Genomic DNA, 24660 nt, shown 5'->3' on the forward strand with positions numbered 1-24660 from the left:
ACGCGAGTCGTCACATCGCGTCTTTGCGCTGCACCGGTTCCTGCAACCTGCTGAAATAATCGACCAGAAACTCCCGGAATAGGACCGCCGCTTTGGACAAATAACGTCGTTCCAGCCATGCGACGGAGAACGTTCGGTAGCACGAAGGCGTCTCGATCCGTACCAGCGAGTAAGGCGGCTTGTCGTCGCCTTTGCAGCCTGGCACAAAAGCCAATCCGAGGCCCGCAGCCACAAGGCTCGACAGCGCTTCCGGTTCGTCCACCTCGCAGACAACGTCCCTGCGAATGCCGGCGGCTTCGCAGTTTTCGTCGTTCATTTTACGGAAAGGATGGCCCGCTTTGTACTCGATGAACGGCTCGCCTTCGACTTCCCGAAGCGCGATGCAATCGCGCTCCTCCAGCCGATGCCCAGACGGTACGGCCAGAAAGACCTCGGCGCGCAGGACGGGAAGCTCGCGAAGCCGTTCTTCCTCTAGCGAGGCTCCATTAAAGCACAAATCCACCTCGCCGTTCTCCAGCATCTCGACCATATCCATCATCGAGCCGGGGGCAATCTGGACAATTCGGAAGTTTACTTCGGGATGAGCCGCGCGGAAAGCGCCTAGCGCCTTCGAGAGGCGATTTAAGACGGTCGTCGCAAGGCGAATGGTGCCCTTCTCCATTCCCGCCAGATCTGCCACTTCGCGGCGTCCCTCCTCCAGCACGGACAATGCCGTATCCACACTTTTCAAAAAAGCCCTGCCAAATTCATTCAGCTTGATCTGCCGGTTTTGCCGATCAAATAGCGGGACGCCCAAATCCTCCTCAAGTCGGGCGATCGTCTTGCTAAGGGCAGGCTGGGCAATGCGCAGCTCCTTCGCAGCCTTGGTCATATGCTCCATGCGGGCAACGGTCCGGAAATATTGAAGCTGAAGCAGCTCCATAATATAACCCTCCTTTTCATAACCTTTAGTATATGAATTTATAACTTAATATATATTTTTATTTATCAACTATCGATTGTAAAATAAATCGTATCCAAAGGAAAGGGGGAATCAACATGCAAGCCGATCCCGTTCGGCCTTACGCCGACAAATTGATTCGCATTCTTGCTTTGACGATGATTATCTCATCGATGAGCGCCACGATGTTCAACATCGTCCTGCCTGAAATGAGCAGGGATTTTCGGCTCTCCTTTGCCGAGGTAAGCTGGGTATCATCGATTTACATGCTCATTTATGCCATCGGCTCAGTCATATACGGCAAGCTGGCCGATACGTATAAATTGAAAAATCTGCTGACCTTTGGGCTGCTCCTGTTCTTCGCCGGCTCTATGGTCGGCCTCGGAGCGCAAGCTTATTGGGTGGTTCTGCTCGGGCGGATTCTCCAAGCCATGGGAGCAGCGGTCATCCCGGCGACGGCCATGATCATTCCGGTCCGCTATTTCCCTCCAGAATCGCGCGGCCGGGCACTGGGCATTACGGCAACCGGGCTTGCGATCGGCAGCGCGATCGGCCCGATCGTTTCCGCGCTGCTGGTCAGCGCGTTCCATTGGCGGTGGCTCTTCTGCATTCCGCTGCTCATTCTGTTCACTGTGCCCCTGTACCGCAAGTACTTAGGCGACGAGCAGAGGCAGGGCGGAACGATCGACTGGCTTGGCGGTGGACTGCTCGCCGGAACGGTTGCCCTGCTGCTGCTCGCGGTTACGCAAGGCGGCTGGTTATACGCCGCAGGCAGCCTGGTTTTGTTCGTTCTGTTCATGATACGCATCCGGACGGCGAAGGCTCCCTTCGTCCAGCCTCGACTGTTCTGCAATGCCGGCTATTCGGTCGGCCTGACTCTTGGCGTCCTCGCGGTGAGCGTCGGCTACGCCCTGCCGTTTCTGACCCCGCAGCTGCTGTCGGACGTCCACCAGCTCCTGCCAGGATGGATCGGATTCGCCATGGTGCCCGGGGCTGTCGTAGCCGCGTTCCTTGGCAGAACCGGAGGCCGTTTGGCCGATACGAAAGGAACGTCCTTCCTATTCTATGCCGCCTCCGCACTCCTTCTGTCCGGCTTTATCCTGCTGTCTTCCTTTGCGGGCGTATCCCCGTTCTGGATCGCGCTGTTCCTCATATTCGGGAACGTCGGGCAAATGTTCACGCAGATTTCACTGTCGAAGACGATCTCGCTGTCCCTGCCGAAGGAGCAGACCGGGGTCGGAATGGGGCTGTTCTCCCTGTTGAACTTCCTGTCCGGCGCAATCTCGACGGGCATATATGGCAAGGCGGTCGAATTGGACGCTTCCGCGGCCTGGAATCCACTGAGCCTCAATCCGGGCGCCTCCACTTACAGTAATATTTACGTCGTGTTGGCGGCTGTGCAGCTCGGCATCCTCCTGCTGTTTTTTGTCCAGTTCGGGCGGCGCGGGCGTCTGCTCCCTGAGCTTCAGGCGACAGGCAGCAAGGGATAGGCCGCTTACACTAGCGGCTGCTATTGACGCCGGCCTGGCTCTGCAGTTCGAGGAAGCCTGCCGCGATGCGACAGGGGAGGCATCGCTTGCTCCCACCTCCATGCAAGCCGGCAGCAGGCGGCCTTCGCGGCGGCGCTGAAAAAACCACCGGGCAAGGGAACTTCATTCTCCCTTGCCCGGTGGTTCTGTTGTACCGAGCAGACCCTCGGCAAACACGCATCGTTGCCCCATGGTGCCCGAAACTTTAGCTGCTCAGCCGTTGCGGCGCAGCCCGTTCGGCTTGGGGGTTCCCGCATTCATCCTCGGATCCCCTCGTTCATCGCCGCTTGCATCACCGCCCGCTTCAGCTGCCCGTTGTACAGGTCGCTGTAGAAGCCGCCCTGCCGCAGCAGCTCGTCATGCGATCCCTGCTCAATCAGCTTGCCTTCCTTCAGCACCAATATCCGGTCGGCCGAGCGGATCGTATTCAGACGGTGAGCGATCACAAAACTGGTGCGCCCCTGCATCAAGCGCTGAAGCCCTTCCTGGATCTTGATCTCCGTCACCGTATCGATGCTGCTGGTCGCTTCATCCAGCACGAGCATCGCCGGATTGGCCAGAATCGCACGGGCGATGGCAAGCAGTTGCTTCTGCCCCTGGCTGATGCCGCTGCCATCGGCGTCCAGCATTTTGTCATAGCCGTCCTTCAGCCGGACGATGAACGAGTGGGCATTGGCCAGCTTGGCCGCTTCCTCCACCTCTTCATCGGTTGCGTCGAGCCGCCCAAAACGGATATTTTCACGAATCGTGCCTTTGAACAGGAACGAATCCTGGAGCACAAACGCCATGTGGGAGCGAAGGCTTTCCCTCTGAATCGTGGACAGATCGCGCCCGTCGAGCGTAATCTGACCGCTATCGGGAATGTAGAACCGGGATATGAGCTGAATGAGCGTCGTTTTGCCCGCGCCTGTCGGCCCGACGAGCGCAATCATCTCCCCCGGCTTCGCCTCAAAGCTGATGCCTTCCAGCGTATCCCCGCCCTTGTCATAGGAGAAGGACACGTTGTTGAACTTCACGGCACCCTCCACTTTGCTCAGCGTAACGGCACCCGTCTCGTCCTTGGCCTCCACTTCCTCGTCCAGCACCTCGAATACCCGCTCCGCTCCGGCAATCGCCGAAAGCAGCGTATTCCACTGGTTGGCCAGGTCGTTCAGCGGCCTGGTAAACTGTCTGGCGTAACTCTCGAATATAATGATGACTCCGACCGAGATGTAGCCTTTAATGGCCATAATCCCGCCGATGCCAGCCACGATTGCAAAGCTGAGGTTGTTTAAGCCGTTCATCAGCTTCGGAATAAAGCCTGAAATGCTCTGCGCCCAAAATCCGGACCAGCGAATTCGCTTGTTGCGCTCCCCGAACTCGCGGATAACCCGCTCCTCCTGCGAGAACGCCTTAATGATCCGCTGTCCCGACAGCGTCTCCTCGATGTAGCCGTTCAGGTCTCCAAGGTTGCGCTGGCGCTCCTTGAACAGCGGACCGGTTCGCCGGGTAATCCAGCGCATGCCGAGAACCATCAGCGGCACAACAAGGAAGGTGAGCAGCGTAAGCAGCGGGCTGAGCCACAACATGACCGACACCGTTCCGACCAAGGTCAGCACACTGGAAAAGATCTGAATCGCCGAGCTGTTCAACGTGGAGCTGACATTCTCGATATCGTTGGTCAGGCGGCTCATGATTTCGCCCTGCTGCCGCTTCCCGTAGAACGGAATCGGCAGGCGATGCAGATGGGTGAACAAATCCATCCGCATTCGGTACACCGTCTCCTGGGCAATCCCGTTCATCCAGATGTTGTGCAGCCATGTTGTCAGTGCCAGAAGCCCATAGACGCAGGCCAGACCGACAAGGAAGTATATCCAGTCAGGTCCCCCCGGGCCTTCCAGGAAGTTGTCCACGCCTACGCCCAAGAGGTAAGGACCGAGCAGAGACAAGCCGGAGCTGGCTACAACCATCAGCAGCACAAGGGTCAGCTTGCCCTTGCGGCGGGCCAGATAAGACCAGATGCGGCCCAACGTTCCCGACCAGTTCTTGGCCTTGGCTTTAGGCTTGCTTCCACTGCCACCCTTCGCGCCGCTGAGATCCAGCTTCGGGCGCGGATGGCGGAAAGGTTCAATCAATGCCTTAAGCATGGCGCACCTCCTCCTCTCCGTATTGGGACTCATAGATGCGTCGATAGAGCGGAGAGCTGTCCATCAGCGATGCATGATCCCCCTTGCCGATCAAGCGGCCGTCATCCAGCAGCAGGATCAGATCCGCCGACGTAGTGGAGCTGATCTTCTGCGTGATCAGGAATGTCGTACAGGACAAATCCTTCAGCGCATCAAGCAGCTTCGCCTCCGTGCTCACATCGAGCGCGCTCGTGCTGTCATCCAGAATAAGAATGGCCGGACGGCGCACCAATGCCCGGGCAATGGAAAGGCGCTGCTTCTGCCCGCCGGACAGATTGACGCCACGCTGACCGATGATCGTATCATACCCGTTCGGCAGCTGGGCAATCGTGTCATGGATTTGCGCTCTGCGCGCCGCCTCCTGGATCTCCTCCAGCGAAGCATCCTCGCGGCCCCAGGCGATGTTCTCGCGTATCGTGCCCGAGAACAGCATCACCTCCTGCGGTACATAGCCGATGCTGCTCCGCAGCCGGAGCGGATCGATCTCCTTCGCCTTGATCCCGTCGATGCGGACCGTACCGCCATCCTCCTCGTAGAGCTGCGGAATGAGCTGCACCAGCGTTGACTTGCCGGAGCCGGTTGCGCCCATAATAGCGATTCGATCCCCCGGAGATGCCCTGAACGAAATGTCAGACAGTACCGTTATCTCGCTGCCAGGGTAACTGAAGCCGACCTTGTCAAATTCGACTTCGCCTTTCAAGGACGCAGGAACCGATGCGGACCGGGCCCCAGCCGTCTGCTCGGAAGCATCCTGGGATGCTGTGCTCATGACATCCTGCACCCGGCCGGCCGAAGCCTGGCCGCGGGAAAAGGCAGCCACAACCCAAGACAGGGTGGACATGGCGCCGATGCAGCGCAAAGAGTAGTTCAGTACGGCAACGACCTGCCCGAGCGATGCGCTGCCAGCCTCGATATCGTTTCTGCCAAACCATAGAATGGCCATGATGCTGGCATTCATGATGAGCAGAATGAACGGCATCGTGATTTCCGTCAGACGCAGCGTGGACACGGTGCTGCGCATCAGCTTGCCTGTCGTGTTGGCAAAGCGCTCAATCTCGTGACCCATACGTACAAAAACGCGAATGAGACGGATACCCGTCAAGTTCTCCTGGATTACACCGTTCACCGCATCCAGACGCCGCTGTACTTGACGAAAGGAATCGGCCGCTTTTTTCATCATCCATGCGATGAAGATAAATAGCGGAGGTACCGTGAGCACAAGCATCAGCCCGAGCTTGACATTCACGACCAGCGCCATCACAATGCTGCCGATCACAACAAGCGGGACCCGCGTCATAAAGCGCAGCCCCATAAACACCGTGTCCTGGATCTGGGTCACATCCCCTGTCAGCCGAGTGATCAGCGACGAGGTTGCGAAACGGTTGAACACGGAGTAGGTGAAGGATTGGACCTTCTCATATAGACTTTCCCGCAAATCATATGCAAGCCCCTGGCTCGCATGCGCGGCAAAGAAGGAGCTCGCTATTCCGGCAGCAAAGGCTATGGCAGCGCTTCCCAGAAGCACGCCTCCCCACATCCATACCACCGACATATTTTGAACCTGAATGCCATCGTCAATGATCTTGGAGATCAGCAGCGGCTGGATCAGCTCGACCGTCAATTCAATCAGCATCATGGTGAGCGCCGCAATCGCAGCTACGCGATATTTCTTCAAAAAAGAAAAAACAATTCCCATATGCATTCCTCCGAAGTTAAGGCCCGTCTATGTAATAGTGCACACGGCGTCAGGCCTACATTAAGCTCAGTTAAATGGATTCTCCCCCCTCAGGTCGTTCGGACCTTCAGACCCGGCAGAAGCTCCTGATTCCGCTGGTGCAGACGCTTCGGCTTCTTCCTTATTCTGCAGATCAAACAGCTGCATAAACTCATTGATCACCATATCGATCGCCTTTAATTCACCGAGCACTATCGGACGGATGGATTGATACTCCTGTGCGTCCAGCTGCTGCTTCAGCGTCTCGCGCTTCACATGCATTCGCTCTAAAAACTCAATCGCCCGGCCGCGGCGGTATGTCTGGGGACCGCGCTGGCATTCTTTCCGCTTTCCGCCTCCCCCTGGACGTTTGAATTCATCATGGGAAGGGCCCCCGCCTTGATGATCGTCCTTCCAATACAGTCGATTCTCGGAATGATTCACCCTAACACTCCTTATGTATACAATGATATATGAAATCATCGTATACAATTGTATGCATATTGTCAACGAATCTTCATGACGCATTTAGTGAACGTATATTGTGATTCATCGAGAAACCAGAAAATCTAGCTTGATCGACTATATATGCAAACATACATTGGGATTTCAGTCTATAAAAAAAGTACCCCTAGCTTCAGCTTCTGAAGCTAAGAGGCACCCATTACTTAACGCATTCCTGGATGCTCTGATGGGAGATTCTCGTGATTGGGTGTCCATCTTGATCCTAGGGTTAGGAGCTAAGACTATACTATTTCCCGGAAAATATTGAAAGCGGGTCCTCACCGAACTGACGAAAACTAAACTCTCATTAAGCGAAACCCTGTACCCGAAAAAGCGGACTAAGGTACACTCACCTTTCAGACCGTGAAGCTAATAAAGGATCTAGATCTTCCGGCCGTAGTCTGTTAACCAAACCGAAGGGGAAATCATATCTATAATTCATCGTCTCTACTATCCAGTTATCATCTTTTCGGAGGTAGTGCAGGATAATGGTTCCCGAGTCTGCAAGCCGATGTTCACTAATCGCACGTTGATGATCAGGATGAATTGCTATTGGAGGCGAGTACGGATCTATTTTTCCCACCTCCCGATACGCCATGTGTTCCCGGAATAATCGCGCAGAAATCTCTTCTTTCCAGAAGTCTTTTCAAACGCCATTCATCTACAATTCTCCCAGTAGTGTCATAAAGAGTGATCAAGCGACTGCCATCGGATATGTATCGAATTTCATACATACCATCCTCTCCCTCCCTGACAACATCCGGGCTTCCGAACCTGTCGTAGCTATGATCCTTCGTATAAGCAACCGACATCGCAATCCTGAATGTCTGAGGGGTATTGCGATAGGTTCTCAACTCGCGATTGCCATCCTCATTACCGCCCAGCGTTAATAGACAAAATAGAACAGCAAGGCCCATCACGGCCCGAAGAGCTCGTCTACGCACGGAGCTCACTCTCCCTTACGTTCCAGCCGCCCCGATAGGTGCATCTCGCTGAGATCGCGGCCATCCATCCATTCACGGAATGAGAACTGCAGGGTATTGCCACGGGCAAGGGCCGTCATAATGGTGCTTTCCTCATAGTTATAAGAGAACGTATGCAGTGTACCGAACCACTGCTCATAATCGGTAAAAAACAAGGGTGACTGCAGATCCTTAAACATCTCGAACGCTTGCCTATGGGACAAATCACCAGTCTTCAGTCTCTGTATATATCGACTGCGCCGAAGCGAATGCTCAATCGACTGCCTGTTCTTGCCCTTCTGCTCTTCAAAATGGTTCACACAATCCATCGCGACTCCCCCTTTACGCACCGTAACCCCGGACGGGCTGGCCTCCACTACCGCCATATTGCCCATGGCATCCCCCAATGAAAAGTTATAGCAGGCTGCATGCGGAATCTCCTTCAGCATATCGGAAGCCTCGTCTACGTCCCTGCACATCTCCAATATAAATCGAACGCTTATCCAAGGGGACAGCCCCTTGCGGTATCCGTCAAAGCTGACAAAATGAAGACCCGCGGCAAGCCCGTGCTCATTCACGCCGTCATGCCTGCCAATTCCCTGCAGATTATAGCCTGCCGAGGCATAAGCTTCTCCTGTCTCATTCAGCGTAAACAAGCCATCATAAATCGCTGGTGTGAAATCGTAATTTCTTACATAATACCGGTCCGTTATCAGGGCAGAGCAGCCCATCGCGGGAATACTCGGAATATCGTATCCGCTAAGGAGGGCGGATGCCTTCGCCACTCCACATCCCAAACCTTCAGCCGCTCCGTAAATTTCCTCAAGAAGATGCGGCGCAAAGCCGGTGTAGATGCGCTTCATCTCATCGAAATCAATCTGCGGCCTGACCATCGCTTCAAAACGCTGCTGTACTGCCCGAAAGGCTTCTCCAAGTCTTACCCCATTGTTATAAGCTTGGTCTCTTAGCTGCAGAATCCTCACACGGAATTCTGACACTTTACTCCCCTCCCGAAATTACAAAGTCTGGAAATGTGTAGTTACTACAATTATAAACTTACTGTATGTTTATAGCCAGTTTCCGACTAGAGATCTGTTGAATCTTCATTAGAAAACGGTTTACGGAGCATGTAAGCATGGATAAAAAAGGACGTCCGGCACAGGTCCATATGATCAATTACTTAACAGAATCAACCAGTTACACGATATAATAATTAAAAGCTTTAATTAGCTGAAACTTTTCTCCTGGCAAGAACGTCATAGTTAGGGAGGAAAATAATAACAGACGAACAACATACTAATCAGGAGGTTGAGCATGTGAAAAAAGTATGGACTGCCCTGTTGGCCGTGCTACTCATTGTGCCATTAATGTTTCAGTCTCAGGCGCAAGCGGCCGTCAACATTACCGTGCTGTTAGATGGTACCAAAGTATCATCCAATCAAGCACCGATCATGATCCAAGGGCGTGTGATGCTTCCCATGAGGGCGATTTTTGAGTCCCTGGGTGCGTCCGTCAAATGGAATCAAAAAACCCAAACGGTTACAGCGAACAGGGACGGCACTACGATCGTGCTGCAAATCAATAACAAAACCGCTACGATCAACGGCCAGACCGTAAGTCTGGATGTCCCGGCCAAAAATGTAAAAGGCAACACCATGATTCCGGTTCGCTTCGCAAGTGAAGCATTGGGTGAGAAAATCGGCTGGAACTCTAGAACGAAAACCGTGACGATCACAACGTCAAAGCCGGCCCCTCCCCCAACCAATTACATTTCAGCACCGACAAACGTGAGCATGCAGGACATCGGGAACGCAGGTGACGGAAGAGATATTCAGGTCAGCTTCACCAAATCGTCAACGGAATCAATGATCTCTCACTACCGCATTCTGATCGTTAAGCAATCCAAATCGCTCAATCTGGCGGCAGCGCGCCAAGTGCCGATGGGCGGCTACACGGCCGTATACCCTAATGGATCGAATGTGACCCAAGCGTTATCCTCCGGTGCGCGGGATACCGATGGCGAACTGATTCGTGAAAACCAGGCTTATCGAGCCTATGTTCTCGCATTCGGCAACAGCGGAAACGTGGCCTTATCCACGCCTTCGCAAGCACTGACGCTGACGAACAGCAATGCGGTTCAGCCGGCGACGAATGTTCGCGTAAGCGATGTTAGCGACCATAACGATGGGCGCGACCTGTCGGTCAGCTTTACTCGCGCCCAGAATGAGAGCAACATTCTCAACTATCGCATCATGGTTGTAAAAACGAAGGATATCGGCAGCTTTAACCTCGCTGCAGCCAAGAACGTATCCAGCCAGTACTACACCAGCGTCAACAAAACGAGCAGCACCAGCACGACGTTGACGGCGAACCTAAGCTCAAGCGCAAGGGATACATCCGGAGAGCTTATCCGCAACGGCATCCCTTATACGGTGTTTGTCATGTCTGTGAGCACCAATGAGAACTCCGTTTCCAGCCAGCTGTCAGCAGCTTCTTCCTCCATCACGCTGGCATCAGGCGCAACCACTGCACCGGTTATTACTCAGGTAGCCGATGTTAGCGATTATGGGGACGGACGCGATCTGCGGGTAACCTTCAACAAGGTATCCAATGAGTCGAATATTAGCGCATACCGCATCTTTGTTGTCAAGGAATCCGAGCACTCATATTTCAGTCTGAGCAGAGCCAATTCGATTACCAACAGCAGCTATTACACGCAAGTGGGCAAGACGAATTCCGGCTCGAACATCACAACCACCTTGTCTTCCAATGCAAGGGATGTGGACGGCGCTCTACTGAGAAACGGTGTGAATTATCGAGTATTCGTTATGGCAGTCAGCAACAGCGGCAGTGGAAGCAATGTGCTGTCCCCTGTCTCTAATCCGATCGTCCTTGTCTACAATACGGGCAGTGTCGGGGCTGTCTCCGGGCTGTATGTCAACGATGTAGGCAACAGTAACGACGGCCGGGACCTTCAGGTGTCCTTCACCCGTCCATCGGATGAATCGAACATCAGCCATTACCGGGTATTTGTTGTTAAAGCGTCTGATAACAGCACCTTTGATCTGTACAGAGCCAGCAACATCAACAGCAATTATACGAATATTAACAAAACTGGCGGCAACACCATCACGAGCACATTGTTGGCGAGCAGCCGCGATATCGACGGCGCACTGATTCAGAACGGGGTCAGCTATCGCGTGTATGTCATGTCGGTTGCTTATTCCGGCAATCATGCATTGTCCTATCCTTCGAGCACGATTACGCTGACCAGCAGCCAGACGATTTCACCTGTCTCTACACCTGTGGTCAGCGATACGAGCGACAATGGAAACGGCACGGATATGAGGGTGTCGTTCAATCCGACAACGAATGAAATGTACATCAGTCACTACAGAGTTTATGTTGTAAAGTCGAACAAGAGCCTCACGCTCTCCCAGGCGATTAACAACAATAACTACAAGTATGTCGACAAACGCGGCGGCCCGATTACGATCAACCTGGACGCTGCAAGCAATGACACCGACGGCGAGCGCATCCGCAACGAGGTCGGCTATCGTGTCTATGTGATGTCCGTGGCCAACAGCAACACGACCGGGGGCAATGCACTGTCCGCTTCGTCCAATGTTATTACTCTCAAGGGGAACACCCAGGTCGCTGCCGTGACGAATGTTCAGGCTAGCGATGTTGACAATCGGGGCGATGCCAGCGATCTGTCTGTCTCCTTCACGAGAGCGGCCAACGACAGCAACATCCAGGAATATCGGATCATGGTCGTGAAGCAGTCGAAGGCTGCCGGCTTCAACCTGAGTCAGGCCAACGCCGTTCAGGCCGGCCGTTACGATACCGCTTCGGCTGGAAACAATTTCAGCAATGTGCTGCGGCCTACCCATGTCGATGTAGACGGGGAAGCCATCCGGAATCTGGTCGATTATCAAGTGTTTGTACTGTCGGTCAGCAAGGACGGAAATGCCAATAATAACGCCTTGTCCCAGCCATCCGGTGTCGTCCGGCTGACGGGAACGACGGTCGGGGTGCCTAAAGACGTATATGCCGGCATCGAAGGAACAAGTGGCAACGCAAGCGATATTCGGGTTCGCTTCACCCCAGATCCGAATCCGGGCACCGTACAGGAATACCGCATCATGGTTGTCCCAGCGACGAAGGCTTTCGGATTTGCAGAAGCAACCGCTGTTGCCAGCGGAAACTATATCAAGCTTGATCCGCCTGCCGGAGAATATTCCGCTACCCTTGACGCAAACGCGAAGGATGTGGATGGCAATGTTATCACGGCTGGTCAATCGTATCGGGTGTTCGTTCTCGTAATAGCTGACGGTAAAGTGTCAACCAACCATGAAATATCAAAGTCTTCGAGCGTGTTCACTGTACCGGATCCAGTGCAAGTAACCAACGTGAAAGCCGAGCTGACCCAAGATCCGAACCCGCTGAAGATCAGCTTTACCAAAGCAATCGATGAGCGTAATGTTGAAGCTTATCACATCTTGTTGGTGGCCAAGGAGGATCTGAAGGATTTCGATCTGAAGAAAGCTACCGAGGCTGGCACCCAACTTGACAGTGAGCTGAAAATCAAGCCGGATGGCAAGGACGTCGCCGTTCAGCTGAAATTCGCTGATAAGGATGACACAGCAACGGACGCCATCAAAAAAGACGCGTTAGGCAAGGATATTAAGAAAGGCACTGAGTACGCTGTATTCGTGCTGTCCTCTGCCAAGAAAGGCAATACGAAATTGTCGTCCACGGCAGTAGCGGCCAATCCGTTATCCAAGCCTTCCAAATCGCTTGTTATCGTTCCATAAAATGAGGAACAACACCGCGCGAGCTGGACTCGTGCATGAAACAAATGAATAGGAAGCTTACCAAGCTGCCCTTCCTGCGGATGATTCCGACAGGGAGGGCGGTTTGTTTTATCCGCGAGGAACAACTGACCGAAAAACGGCCAAGTGATGTCAAGAGAACCTTCTACCAGTCAGGGGCATCTCGGGCATCTAGGTATCTCATGCATCTCATGCATCCCGGCTATCTCTGGCATCTCTGGCACCCCAGGCATCTCAGGAATCTCAGGCATCTCAGGCATCTCCCTCATCTCTAATTTTCCCATGATTTTTCTTCAAATTATTGCAGTACTCCCAGCTGGATTTTTATGTTAACTTTATATGGAAAGCGCTTTCAACAAGCTTATCGCTAATATCCGGATTTAGCCTGAAGCTAATGTGCAATCAGCTTGGAGCTAATCTCGCAGTGCGCCTAGAGCTCAAGAGTAACCAGCTTGAAGCTGGCTGCCATTCGCCTAGAGCTCATAGGCAACCGGCTTGGAGCTAGCATGCCATTCACCTAGAGCTCAAGAGTAACCAGCCTGGAGCTAGCATGCCATTCACCTAGAGCTCATAGGCAACCAGCCTGGAGCTAGCATGCCATTCAACATCGCAGCAAGTGAGGTGATGCGATTCATCCCGATTGCAACAGCTCTTGGTGACTTCCATACCGCCAGACACGAAACTTCAAGTAAAGGAGAATGACCATGACAAAACGACTGCTTCCTGTTCTGCTCACCTTAGCAATGGTGTCGAGCCTTCTCTTCTCACTCACTCCTTCCCAAGCTTCAGCAGCAGATGCAAGCCCGGAGGCTGCAAGCACCAGCACGCTTCAGTCCATCGTTGACGATATGCAGCCTGGCTGGAACCTTGGCAATACGCTGGATGCTGTAGGTGCTGATGAAACCGCATGGGGGAACCCTCGAGTCACCCGCGAGCTGATTCAGCACATTGCTGCCCAGGGATATAAGAGCATCAGAATTCCGGTGACCTGGGATTATCACATCGGGGACGCGCCGAACTATACCGTGAATCCGGCTTACATGGACCGGGTTCAGGAGGTGGTGGACTGGGCGCTTGAGGAAGGTCTCTATGTCATGCTGAACGTCCATCATGACTCTTGGCTGTGGATCAGCCATATGGAGAACAACCGTGCTCACGTGGTTGCCCGCTTCAATGCGCTCTGGACACAAATCGCCGATCGCTTTAAAGATCATCCGCATCAGCTGATGTTCGAAAGCGTGAATGAGCCGAGATTCACCGATGGCGGAACGACAGATGAGCATAAGCAATTTCAAATGCTTGATGAACTCAACGTCTCCTTCCATCGCATAGTGCGCAGCTCGGGAAGCCTGAACGCGGACCGGCCGCTGGTGTTGTCTACGCTCGAAGCGTCGCCTACGCAGGAACGTATGGACGAATTGTACAAAACGATGTCCAAACTCAATGACGACCATCTGATTGCAACTGTGCATTTCTACGGCTTCTGGCCGTTCAGCGTCAACATTGCCGGGTACACCCATTTCGAAGAGGATACGAAGAACGATATGGATGAAACGTTCCGCAATGTCCATCAGACGTTCACCGCGCGGGGGATCCCTGTCATTCTTGGAGAATACGGACTGCTCGGCTTTGACAGAAACACCGGTGTCATTCAGCAGGGTGAGAAATTGAAATTCTTCGAGTATCTGACGCATGTGGTTCAGGAGAAACAGATTGTGCACATGCTGTGGGATAACGGGCAGCATTTCAACCGTTCTTCTCTGACGTGGAACGACCCCGACTTCTTCCATATAATGAAGGCCGGCTGGAGCGGGCGGTCATCCACCGCGGAAACGGACCTGATCTTTGTCGGGCAAGGAAGCACCCTCCAGGATGTTTCCATGACGCTCAATCTGAATGGAAATCACTTTACTGCGCTCACGCTGGGTGAACAAACGCTGAATGCCGGCTCGGATTATACGATATTCCGTGATCGGCTGACGATCAAAGCCAGTCTGCTCTCAAGGCTCGTTACCCCTGGGCAGTATGGCGTCAACGCCGAGCTGACCGCCAAGTTCAACCAAGGTGCAGACTGGAAGTTCCATGTGATCGTGAATGATCAGCCGCAGCTTCAACCGGCAACCGGGACAACCGAATCCTTCCTTATCCCGGTTTCCTTCCGCGGCGATCAGTTGGCGACGATGGAGGCTGTATATCCGGATGGCAGCAATGCCGGCCCGCAGAACTGGACTTCGTTCAAAGAGTTCGGTTATACCTTCTCCCCTTCCTACGATGATGGCACCATCGAGCTCCATTCGAACTTCTTCAATGAAGTACGGGACGGGGACGTACATCTGAAATTCCATTTCTGGAGCGGTGAAATGCTGGAATACAGCATAACCAAGAACGGAAACCGCGTAACCGGAAGTCCGAGATAAGGGTTATATCTATCATATAAAAGCCCTACAAGTGATCTCTATGATCCTTGCAGGGCTTTTCGCGCTGCTGCGCGGGCAGAGCCGGCTCCCGATGGACGGATATGACGCGAGGCATCGCACATATCCATATCAATCGCATGGACTTGAGCGCACAGCAAAGCTTATACCGGCGCCTCGGCCATTTTTCGATAGTGCTGAATGACCCGGGACACCTCATCCATGCTGACGGGCTTGCTGATGTATTCATCCATCCCGAGCGCCAAATATTTCTCCCGATCATTCTTGATGGCGTGGGCCGTCACCGCGACCACAAAGGGAGGCCGGTCCCCTGCTGCCAGCTCCCGGATCTTCTTGGTAGATTCCAGACCATCCAGGTATGGCATTTGGATATCCATGAAAATGATATCGTACGGATAGCGTTTAAATGCCTCGATCGCTTCCTGCCCATTGTCCACCACCGTGGAGTTATAGCCGAGCTTCTCAACCATCTTTTTCAATACGAGCTGGTTCACTTCATTGTCTTCCGCGATTAGAATTTTCAGCGCATTCCCCGATCCAGGCACGCCCTCCAACGTTTCTGCCTCCGGGGTTTCCACAACATCTTCTTCCACCTTGAAGTTTACAGTAAACATAAATACTGATCCCGGATGATCCGGGGATGGCTCGTACCATATTTCTCCGCCCATCAGATGCACCAGCTTCTTGCAGATGGCCAGCCCGAGACCCGTGCCTTCCACATGCCGGGTCATGTAATGATCCACTTGGTAAAACGGCTCGAACAGCTGTGGAGCCTTATGCTCCGGCACGCCAATCCCTGTATCACGCACCGAAAATTGCAGCGTCACCGTATCCTTTTCCTGTGCCAGCAGCTTCACTGTTGTGGTGATTGCGCCGTTTGGCGTAAACTTGATCGCATTGCCAAGCAGATTGATCAGCACCTGCCTCAGCTTCGTAACATCCCCTTCAACGACTTCGGGCACGCAAGGCGATACCGACGTGGTCACTTCAAGATTCTTCTCAAGCGCCTTAGGCAAAATGAGATTGATTGTCTCCGATATGGTGCTGCGCACGCCGAAGATTTCCTCGACCAGCTCGGTTTTGCCAGACTCGATCTTCGAGAAATCCAAAATGTCATTGATGATGTTCAGAAGAGTGGTGCCACTTTTCTTGATGATATCAATATATTCCCGCTGCTCTGGAGACAAATCGGTCTCCAGAATCAGATCCGTCATGCCGATAACTCCGTTCATCGGTGTGCGAATCTCGTGACTCATCATGGCCAGAAATTCACTCTTGGCCTTGTTGGTCTTCTCCGCCGCTTCCTTCTCGATAATGAGCCGTTTCTGCTCTGTCATATCTTTGGCAATGATGTAGTAGCCTACCGTATTGCCGTGGATAATGATCGGAGCCAGGGTGGACAGCACCTCGACCATTTTGCCGCTTTTGTGCCTGATCTCGGTAATATCCTTCTCGATCAGGGTGTAGTCCTTCGCCGGATTCAGGACGCTCGCCAAATTCTGCTCCCCGATCAGCTTCGAGATTCTTTTTCCGATCAGCTCCGGAATTGTATAGCCGGTCATCTGCTCTGTCATCTGGTTGCCGTTGATAATCCGGCCGTCCAGTCCGAACGAGATGATGGCATCATGGTTATATTTTTTCAAGGAGGTATACCGTTCAATACTTTCCTGCAACTTCTGTTCCGCGACCCTGCTGTCGGTAGTATCCACCACTTGCGAGATGAAAAACAGCGGCTCCCCGCTCTCCTCATCCCGGACCAGGGAGACATGAACCGCCGCCCAGATGCTGTTGCCATTCTTATGGAGATATTGCCGCTCCGACTCGAATTTGTCTGTCCCTTGACTCATCATCTTAACCAGTTCATCCAAGTTGTCGACCTTGTCGGACAATACAAAATCCGTTGCCGGAAGGGCCATAAGTTCGGCCTGGGTGTAACCTAAAATTTTGCATGCAGCGGGATTGACATCAATCCAGTTGCCGTCAATCGAAACCAAAGCGATGCCAATGGGCGCATTTTTATATACATGTTCAAACAATCCCTGGTTGCCAAATACACTGATATTGCTCATGCTACTGCTTACACCTCCTGCTATCGCCTATTATACCTTAACTTATTTTATGATGAGGGATGAAAAACGGCGTACCCCCCATCCAACATTTGTGAATTCAAACCAACCGATAAATTTAGCACATCTTATGTATTTTAAACCGGTTCAGCGGTTTGGAAACAGGTTTGTCTGATTCTTTTTTCCTAAATACGCACATTTATAGCTCCAGCTTATATCCGATCAGATGCGCATTGCCGGACATTATGCCCCGGGCCCTCGCCCGTATGCGATCGTCAGCCGGTACAGCCCCGGTTCTGTGCAGCAGCACCCACCGGAGACATGCCAGCGCTTCCCAGCCTTCAAGATGCTCCGCTGGCAGGGGAAACGCCGATAAATACGCCGCCCGAAATGAAGTGGCCAGACGCTCGGAAATGTAGATTCTTGTCAGCAGGAGAGACCAGGCATAATCATACCCCGCCTCGCCCAGCCGCGCGTTTGTCCAATCGATCACGGTAAACTTGCCATCTTGCTCAAGAATGTTGCGGATATGGAAATCGCCATGAATGATATGTCCGTGACCCACCGGGGTCGTCATAAGTACAGTTCTCAGTGCCCGATCCAGGTCCGGATGCTCATGAATCGCAGGGAAGAAATAATTCACATCATCGTTTGCAGGTAACCGCAGCTTAAGGTCAGGTGCGGCTTGCATATGATGCAGGCTTGAGAGCATATGCGCGAGCCGGGTCATGGTCGCTGTATTGACTTTAGTCAGCTCAGTACCGTCATAGGTGGTCAGCAAAGCGGAAGCTCCGTTCGGATCACGCCCCCAGCCCAGCGGCCGGGATACCGGCAGCCCTTGCTCATGCAGCATAAGCAGCAACTGGTACTGAAGTCCGACATCAGGTCTTGAATGGCGATTCCACAGCTTGAGCACAGCGCTCTGCTGCCGGGAGCTTAGCTTATAGACTTCCGCCTCCATCCCATGTGTCATAGCCTCTACTGTCATGTCCTCCTGTCGAAAATCCCGCATTCGATCATCCTGTTCAATCCACGCAATCGCGTCAAACCAATTCTCCAACTGAAGTCATCCTCCTTCTATAAGATCGTTACGGGGTTATCGTGAACTTACGTCAGAGCCAAAACATGATACACTTGATTCATATAAGAATACGCCGGGGAGCGGACAGCAACATAGCAGGAGGTGCACCGGACTGATGAATAAGTAAGAAGCAGACGCCATGAACAATGAACTATCATGAGGGAGTTGAAAGAAAGATGACCGTTCAACATATCATACAGCAAGTCACCAAAGAGCTGGCAGACATCCCCGGCATCGTTGGCATCGTTCTCGGAGGTTCCAGGGCGAGAGGCACATCGCATGAACATTCCGATATCGATATCGGCATCTATTATGATGAATCGGCAGGATTTGATCTGCAGCAAGTAAACATCGCGGCTACCCGGCTTGATGACCAGCACAGAGAGAAGCTGGTTGCCGCGCCTGGCGAGTGGGGAGCCTGGGTGAATGGCGGCGCCTGGCTCATCGTCCAAGGCTATCACGTCGATCTCTTGTTCCGGGATATTCACAGAGTGAAGAAGGTTATGGAGGACTGCCGATCCGGCAACGTATCGAGCCATTATCACACCGGGCATCCCCATGCTTATCTGAACGTGATGTATATGGGCGAGGTCGCTGCCTGCCGCATATTAAGCGACCCCGACGGGGAAATCGCCAGGCTGAAGGCGCAGACCCTTCCGTATCCGAAGCCGCTGAAGGATGCGATCACCGGCTTTTTCATGTTCGAGGCTTCGTTCTCTCATCGCTTTGCCGAGAAGAATATGGATAAGGATGACCTGTCCTACGTGGCAGGCCACTGCTTCCGCAGCATCTCCTGTCTGAATCAGGTGCTGTTTGCCCTCAATGAAGAATACTGCATCAATGAAAAGAAGGCGGTGCGCATGATCGACGGATTCGCCAACCGACCTGCGGACTACAAGCGCAGGGTGGACCATCTCTTCAGCCTGCTATCGACGAACCCCGAGAACACCGGGCAGGCGATCAAGCTGCTGGAGGATCTGGTGGGTGAAACGGGAGCGCTGCTCGGCGAAGTCCAGAATTAGCGCGAGCATATAGGCGAGCATGGAGTTCGAGCGAGCATTGGAGCCTGGCATTTGCCAAATTAGCCAGATGCTCCAGATTTGCCGCTCCAGCTGTGCTGGAGCAGCATGAGGGGACCTGCGGGTCCCCTTTTTTCCACCCACGTTACTTCCCAGCCGTTAAGCTTACAATCTGGTCCAGGGAATCCGGAATCCCGCCGCTGGAGTAATACCGGACAGCCTTGCCCTGTTGCTTGGCATACTCGATCTCTCGTCTGGTGCTGTCGCCGATATATCCCCCGACATCGATCACGTAGATTTCATCAGACCGATCTATTTTTCGAAAATGGAGCTCTCCCAGCAGCTCCGCCTGCTCACGGGTAATCTCGAAGCCTTCGCTCTGCTCGAAAAACGCCAGTCCGAACACAAGATGGCCTTGCAGCGTCAGAAACGCGTTCGCCAGGTCGAATTGCGGTTTGAACTTCGTGGAGCCGCATAAGGTGGTCACCTTCATCGTAACCCTTCCTTCTATCTTAATCTCGTTACGTTCCATTTCGCTATGAGAAGCATTATAATGGAACTCCAGAAGCAATTCTATTGTTTTTTTGGGCATGGAAGCAGCCCCCAGTACACGGGTGGAAGGGAGATCGATATGCTGAATCATTATCAAGTCATTCTGTTTGACCTCGACGGCACGTTGACTGACCCCAAGGCAGGGATTACGAGATGTGTTCAATATGCGCTGGAGAACATGGGGATCATCGAGCCCGATCTGGACCAGCTTGAAGGCTTTATCGGCCCGCCGCTGCAGGAGTCCTTCTCCACGATGTATGCTTTTGACGCAGAACAGACCAGCCAGGCTGTAGCCTATTATCGCGAACGATTCCAGGCGACCGGCATGTATGAGAATGAACTTTACCCTCTGATTCCCGAGCTGCTGGCAGAGCTTAAGGAACGCGGCAAGGTGCTGGCCGTGGCGACCTCGAAGCCTACGGTATTCTCCGAAAAAATATTGCAGCATTTCCACCTCGACGCCTATTTCGACGTTGTGGTTGGCAGCAATCTGGACGGCACCCGATCGGCCAAAGCCGAAATTATCCAAACGATATTAGATCAATATCCGGAGTATGACAATCAGCATTTCGTGATGATTGGCGACCGAAAGCACGACTTGATCGGGGCGAACCGGACCGGCATCGATGCGATTGGTGTCACCTATGGCTACGGATCAATCGAGGAACTGAGGAGCGAGAATCCGGCCCACATCGTACATAGTGTCGAGCAATTAATGCACCTGCTGGCCGAGGCCGCCCCCAAGGGACTGGAGACTCAACGTGGACAGTAGGTACCGGTTCCTGGAGGAATATTCGATCAATCACTGGCCGTCCTTATCCACGCTTATGTTCGACGGGTGGGTGCTTCGTTTCGCGGACGGTTATACCAGACGGGCCAACTCTATCAGTCCTCTATATCCCGCTGGCCGGGGAGCCGGCGCGGAGACAAGCATGGACGTAATCGAGAAAATTCGCCATTGCGAGCGCATATATGCGGAGAACCGGCTGCCGACTATTTTTAAAATCACACCCGGGGTGCATCCGGCTCATCTGGATCGCGTCTTGGAGGAGCGGGGTTACTCGTTAGCGGATACATGCTGTGTCCTAACGTTGCATTGGGAGCAGCTGCCAGAGCCTGAACCTGCTGCTGTCACCATCGATGAGGGTGATGGATCGGAATGGATGGCGCATTACTGCGCTATCAGCGGCGTAACAGACCGGGATACACAGATCCTGACCCGAATGCTGGCGAATATGAAAGCGAGAAAAGGATTCATTTCACTGTCCCACGAGGGACAGGTTGTCGCCTGCGGTCTCGGCGTACTGGAAGGCGATTACATCGGTCTATACAATATTGTGACGGCACCAAGCTATCGAAACCAAGGGTTCGGCAAGCAGCTAATCCTGAATCTGTTAAGATGGGGGCAGGAGCACGGGGCCAGACACAGCTACTTGCAAGTCGTATGCAGCAATGCTCCGGCGCTCAGGCTGTATGGCAAGCTCGGTTACACCGAGACTTATCGGTATTGGTACAGAGTGAAGGAAAACTTGAATATAGGATAAAAAAGAGGATGTTCCCAAGCCGCCCATGCGGCCTGGGAACATCCTCTTCTTATGTTATCGTATGCATGCTCACGCACATAGCTGCTGCGAATCAATGAAATCCGGATTGCCGCTAACCGTATTGCTCGCGCTATTTCCGCTTCAGCTTGCTGCTCCTTGACATCAGGAACAGCAGATACGGCGCCCCGATCAGCGCGGTCACGATGCCCGAAGGCAGCTCCTTCGGAATGATGACGACGCGGCCGATCCAGTCGGCCGCAGCCAGCAGTATGCCGCCGAGCAGTGCGGCAATGAGCATCGACCGCCGGTGGTTCGGGCCGACCAGCATTCTGGCCGCATGCGGCGCCAGAAGTCCGATGAAGCCCACCGAGCCGACATTGGCGGCAGCGATCGAGGCGAGCAGCACGGCGATGATGGCGACATACAGGCGCGCATTGCGCACATGCAGGCCGAGGCCGGTAGAGCTCTCCTCGCTAAAGGCAAGCAGGTCCACCCTGCGGCCAAGCCATAGGGCAATCGGCAGCAGAATGAGAAGGGTGGGCACGATCCGCTGCACCTCGGTCCAGGTCCGATTGTAGGTGCTGCCCGCCATCCAGGATAACGCTGGCGCGACGTCCACCTTCGCATAAATAATCATCAGATTGATGATGGCGGAACCGAGCGCGGCTACAGCGATGCCGACCAGAGTCAGGATGGTCGGATGCAGCCCCCTTCTCCAGGAGACTGCGTACACCAGGGCCGAGGCGGCGATGCCTCCAAGCACCGCGCCCACCGGCACCCAGGCTGCCGACAGCTGCGGGAAGCCGACCATCAGCAGCAGCGCGCCCGCCCCAGCCCCGCTGGTCACGCCTACGACCTGCGGATCGCCGAGCGGGTTGCAGACGGCCTGCTGCAGCAAGCTTCCGCTAATGGCAATCGCCATGCCGGACAGCCCTGCCGTCAGCAATCTTGGCAATCGGAAGTCCAGCAAGATCTGGCGGTGCATCGCTTCCCCGCCACCGGTCAGAACCGCAACCACTTCCGATAGCGGAATGCGCAGGCTGCCGCTCATCAGGCTGAGGATCCAGATGATCACCAGCAGGGTGCCGAACAACGCTACCAACACCGGATAAGGCACACGCCGTAAACTTCCGCCCATCATCATGGAGCCTCCAGAGCTTCTCGGGCTTCCGATCATCGAGCGGGATACGCGCAGCGCCAGCCAGATCAGGCAGGGTGCCCCGAGCATGGCCGTAATGGCTCCAACCGGCAGCTCGCCATAAGCGTTCACGAACATGCGGGCCACCGTATCCGCTCCCACGAGCAGCGCGGAACCCCATAGCGCGGCCAGCGGGATCAGTCCGCCGTGACGGATGACACCTGACAGACGGACGAGATGGGGAGCAATCAGGCCGATGAACCCAATCGGCCCGACAACACTCACCGTCACGCATGCCAGCACGATCGCTGCGCCCATCGCCAGCAAGCGGGCGGTGCCCACCTTTTGCCCAAGCGAGCGGGCGGACTCCTCATTCAGCAGCAGAATGTCCCATTGGCGAACTGCCACATACAGCACGAGCAGGCCGCCGACAATCCATGGCCAGGAGAAAGCGACACCATCCCAGTCATTCTGGATCAAGGAGCCGGAGCCCCACAGAAAAATGCCCTGCGTTGTCTGCTGATTCAGCAGCACGAGCGCACTTGTCACGGAGGAAAGCACCAGCGTCACAATCATGCCGGACAGGGCAATCCGCAGCGGCGAACCGGAGGACCTCCCCGCCAGCGCATACACAGCGACCGCTGCGAGCGTCCCACCGGCAACCGCCAAAGGCAGCGCGTATTGATGCAGCAGTCCCGGCCAGAAGATCAGGCCGACCACTACCGCGAGATAAGCGCCCGCATTGACGCCAAGCGTTGTCTCCGATGCCAGCGGGTTGCGCGTGACGGTCTGCATCAGCACACCCGATACCGCCAGTGCCGCTCCTGCCAGCAGCCCCATGACCGTTCGCGGAAGGCGAACGCTGCGGATCATATGGTGGTCCGCGATGTCCTGCGGGGATACCAGCGCTTGAACTACCGTCTTGACGGAGATATCAGCCAGCCCTTGGGTCAGACTGACAAACGTAAGTACGATCAGGGATAGAAGGCCCAGAACCAGCACCCATAACGGCTTCCAGCCCCTCCAACCTGTAGAGGCGGGCGGGGCCGGATGGATGCTCGGCGGCTGAGCGCCTTGAGCCGGATGCTGAGCGGAACTCATTGCGCGAGCAGGTCAGCTGTCTTCTGCGCCATAAGCTGGGCGGACAGCGGGCCGCCGTATGGCCACATGTCCCCGCCAAGCGCGTAGACGCGGTCTTCTTTTACAAAATTCAGACCTTTCCACACCGGATTGTCTTTCAGCTGATTGTCGATAATGTTGTCGGTCTCCTGGATAATATGCAGGAAATTCGCATCCTGAAGTGCCGGCAATGCCTCCACATCCGTCGTTGTGAAGCCGTATATTTCGAATTGATTCGCTTTATACGCGTTGGTCAGGCCGATATGCTCCAGCGTTTTGATGGCGAGCGCATTGTCCGTGGAGATCCGGAATGTCACCGCATTCTGGTTGCTGTACCCCATCGCAAGCACGATCGGACGCTCGGTCATACCGGCCGCCTCCAGCTTGGCCTTGGCATCCGCGTACGTCTCTTCCAGGCTGCTCAGCACTTGCTCAGCCTCCTCCTGCTTGCCAATCGCATCGGCAATGGTCTTGAAGGTATTGATCATTTCGTCATACTGATCGCCTTCCCCTTCGCCCGGATAGGGATCAAATATCAGAGTTGGCGCGATGCTCTTGAGGGCATCATAGTTCGCTTCCGCCGTCGACTTCACGCCGATGATCAGATCCGGCTTCAAGGAAGCGATGATCTCCAGGTTCGGCTCCTGACGCAGACCGATGTCGGTTACCTCCGGCCCGATCTCAACCGGGATGTTCACCCATTTGTTCATGCCTTCAATATCGGCGATGCCGACAGGCTGTACCCCAAGCGCCAGCACATCCTCGGCGTACACCCACTCCAGCGCGACGATACGCTCCGGCACGCCGGTGATTTCCGTCTCTCCAAGCGCATGCTCAAACTTGCGGGTCTGCGGGCTGTTATTCGCATTGTCCCCGCCTTGACCCGTCTCTCCCGCATTCGAAGCAGACTCATTCGCTCCGGAATTGGCTGCAGGACTCGTTCCCCCGGCTCCTCCGCCGCAGCCGGCCAGAACCACTGCAAATATGAATAAAATCATTACTAAACTCTTGGCATTACGCACTGTGTTTCTCCCCCTCGATTCTTCCTATGTATTGT

General features: G+C 54.1%; 17 protein-coding genes. 6 read left to right on the forward strand and 11 right to left on the reverse strand.

Translation table 11 applies throughout. The features are described 5' to 3' along the window. Positions 1-10: 10 nt before the first annotated feature. Complete coding sequence (locus tag MKX64_RS03770; RefSeq protein ID WP_095267305.1) at positions 11-922, reverse strand: LysR family transcriptional regulator; 912 nt, start codon at positions 920-922, stop codon at positions 11-13. Positions 923-1038: 116 nt separating this feature from the next. On the opposite strand from MKX64_RS03770, the gene MKX64_RS03775 reads away from it, so the two are divergent. After that, positions 1039-2430, forward strand: a complete 1392-nt coding sequence (locus tag MKX64_RS03775; RefSeq protein ID WP_341035352.1) for an MFS transporter — start codon at positions 1039-1041, stop codon at positions 2428-2430. Positions 2431-2726: 296 nt separating this feature from the next. Here MKX64_RS03775 and MKX64_RS03780 read toward each other — a convergent pair whose 3' ends face one another. The 5 genes from MKX64_RS03780 to MKX64_RS03800 all read right to left on the reverse strand — a co-directional run bounded on the left by MKX64_RS03780 (position 2727) and on the right by MKX64_RS03800 (position 8812). Further along, on the reverse strand, positions 2727-4595 hold the full coding sequence (locus MKX64_RS03780) for an ABC transporter ATP-binding protein (RefSeq protein ID WP_341035353.1): 1869 nt from the start codon (positions 4593-4595) through the stop codon (positions 2727-2729). Continuing rightward, positions 4588-6330, reverse strand: coding sequence for an ABC transporter ATP-binding protein (locus MKX64_RS03785; RefSeq protein WP_095267299.1), 1743 nt, complete (start codon positions 6328-6330; stop codon positions 4588-4590). Before MKX64_RS03785 ends, MKX64_RS03780 begins: the two co-directional genes overlap by 8 nt. Positions 6331-6396: 66 nt before the next feature. Next, a complete protein-coding gene (locus tag MKX64_RS03790) occupies positions 6397-6792 on the reverse strand; it encodes a hypothetical protein (protein WP_176475624.1) in 396 nt (131 codons plus the stop codon). Positions 6793-7388: 596 nt separating this feature from the next. Then, positions 7389-7796, reverse strand: coding sequence for a hypothetical protein (locus tag MKX64_RS03795; RefSeq protein ID WP_095399019.1), 408 nt, complete (start codon positions 7794-7796; stop codon positions 7389-7391). Between the two features lie 5 nt (positions 7797-7801). Further along, complete coding sequence (locus MKX64_RS03800; protein WP_095399018.1) at positions 7802-8812, reverse strand: C45 family autoproteolytic acyltransferase/hydolase; 1011 nt, start codon at positions 8810-8812, stop codon at positions 7802-7804. Between the two features lie 318 nt (positions 8813-9130). Here MKX64_RS03800 and MKX64_RS03805 point away from each other — a divergent pair, with 318 nt between their 5' ends. Both MKX64_RS03805 and MKX64_RS03810 read left to right on the forward strand, forming a co-directional pair. Then, the gene (locus MKX64_RS03805) at positions 9131-12631 is read left to right on the forward strand and encodes a copper amine oxidase N-terminal domain-containing protein (RefSeq protein WP_341035354.1); all 3501 of its coding nucleotides are present in this window, start codon (positions 9131-9133) and stop codon (positions 12629-12631) included. Positions 12632-13353: 722 nt separating this feature from the next. Beyond that, positions 13354-15066: a cellulase family glycosylhydrolase gene (locus MKX64_RS03810; RefSeq protein ID WP_341035355.1), complete on the forward strand. Its 1713-nt coding sequence runs from the start codon at positions 13354-13356 to the stop codon at positions 15064-15066. 161 nt (positions 15067-15227) lie between these two features. On the opposite strand, the gene MKX64_RS03815 is transcribed toward MKX64_RS03810, so the two are convergent. Both MKX64_RS03815 and MKX64_RS03820 read right to left on the reverse strand, forming a co-directional pair. Continuing rightward, positions 15228-17153 (reverse strand): PAS domain S-box protein, encoded by a 1926-nt coding sequence (locus MKX64_RS03815; protein ID WP_341035356.1) that lies wholly within the window; start codon positions 17151-17153, stop codon positions 15228-15230. Positions 17154-17349: 196 nt separating this feature from the next. Beyond that, a complete protein-coding gene (locus MKX64_RS03820; protein WP_341035357.1) occupies positions 17350-18210 on the reverse strand; it encodes a phosphotransferase in 861 nt (286 codons plus the stop codon). Positions 18211-18407: 197 nt separating this feature from the next. Between MKX64_RS03820 and MKX64_RS03825 the strand changes: the two genes are divergently transcribed. Further along, complete coding sequence (locus MKX64_RS03825) at positions 18408-19253, forward strand: nucleotidyltransferase domain-containing protein (RefSeq protein WP_095399013.1); 846 nt, start codon at positions 18408-18410, stop codon at positions 19251-19253. A gap of 142 nt (positions 19254-19395) precedes the next feature. On the opposite strand, the gene MKX64_RS03830 is transcribed toward MKX64_RS03825, so the two are convergent. Beyond that, the gene (locus MKX64_RS03830; RefSeq protein ID WP_341036233.1) at positions 19396-19743 is read right to left on the reverse strand and encodes a hypothetical protein; all 348 of its coding nucleotides are present in this window, start codon (positions 19741-19743) and stop codon (positions 19396-19398) included. A 141-nt stretch (positions 19744-19884) separates the two neighbouring features. Here MKX64_RS03830 and MKX64_RS03835 point away from each other — a divergent pair, with 141 nt between their 5' ends. After that, complete coding sequence (locus tag MKX64_RS03835) at positions 19885-20574, forward strand: HAD family hydrolase (RefSeq protein WP_341036235.1); 690 nt, start codon at positions 19885-19887, stop codon at positions 20572-20574. Continuing rightward, positions 20564-21346, forward strand: coding sequence for a GNAT family N-acetyltransferase (locus MKX64_RS03840; RefSeq protein WP_341035358.1), 783 nt, complete (start codon positions 20564-20566; stop codon positions 21344-21346). Before MKX64_RS03835 ends, MKX64_RS03840 begins: the two co-directional genes overlap by 11 nt. A gap of 130 nt (positions 21347-21476) precedes the next feature. Here MKX64_RS03840 and fhuB read toward each other — a convergent pair whose 3' ends face one another. After that, positions 21477-23585, reverse strand: a complete 2109-nt coding sequence (gene fhuB / locus MKX64_RS03845; RefSeq protein ID WP_341035359.1) for a Fe(3+)-hydroxamate ABC transporter permease FhuB — start codon at positions 23583-23585, stop codon at positions 21477-21479. Further along, a complete protein-coding gene (locus MKX64_RS03850; protein WP_413773630.1) occupies positions 23582-24625 on the reverse strand; it encodes an ABC transporter substrate-binding protein in 1044 nt (347 codons plus the stop codon). Before MKX64_RS03850 ends, fhuB begins: the two co-directional genes overlap by 4 nt. Positions 24626-24660: the final 35 nt, after the last annotated feature.

This window comes from Paenibacillus sp. FSL M8-0334 (assembly GCF_038000405.1).
GTDB classification, from domain to species: Bacteria; Bacillota; Bacilli; order Paenibacillales; family Paenibacillaceae; genus Paenibacillus_AQ; species Paenibacillus_AQ campinasensis.

What these genes read in the sequence shown, in the direction of transcription:
- MKX64_RS03780 (WP_341035353.1), bottom strand. Translation starts at nt 4,595, where the DNA reads ATGCTTAAGGCATTGATTGAACCTTTCCGCCATCCGCGCCCGAAGCTG.
- MKX64_RS03825 (WP_095399013.1), top strand. Translation starts at nt 18,408, where the DNA reads ATGACCGTTCAACATATCATACAGCAAGTCACCAAAGAGCTGGCAGAC.
- MKX64_RS03785 (WP_095267299.1), bottom strand. Translation starts at nt 6,330, where the DNA reads ATGGGAATTGTTTTTTCTTTTTTGAAGAAATATCGCGTAGCTGCGATT.
- MKX64_RS03815 (WP_341035356.1), bottom strand. Translation starts at nt 17,153, where the DNA reads ATGAGCAATATCAGTGTATTTGGCAACCAGGGATTGTTTGAACATGTA.
- MKX64_RS03775 (WP_341035352.1), top strand. Translation starts at nt 1,039, where the DNA reads ATGCAAGCCGATCCCGTTCGGCCTTACGCCGACAAATTGATTCGCATT.
- MKX64_RS03810 (WP_341035355.1), top strand. Translation starts at nt 13,354, where the DNA reads ATGACAAAACGACTGCTTCCTGTTCTGCTCACCTTAGCAATGGTGTCG.
- MKX64_RS03830 (WP_341036233.1), bottom strand. Translation starts at nt 19,743, where the DNA reads ATGAAGGTGACCACCTTATGCGGCTCCACGAAGTTCAAACCGCAATTC.
- fhuB (WP_341035359.1), bottom strand. Translation starts at nt 23,585, where the DNA reads ATGAGTTCCGCTCAGCATCCGGCTCAAGGCGCTCAGCCGCCGAGCATC.
- MKX64_RS03770 (WP_095267305.1), bottom strand. Translation starts at nt 922, where the DNA reads ATGGAGCTGCTTCAGCTTCAATATTTCCGGACCGTTGCCCGCATGGAG.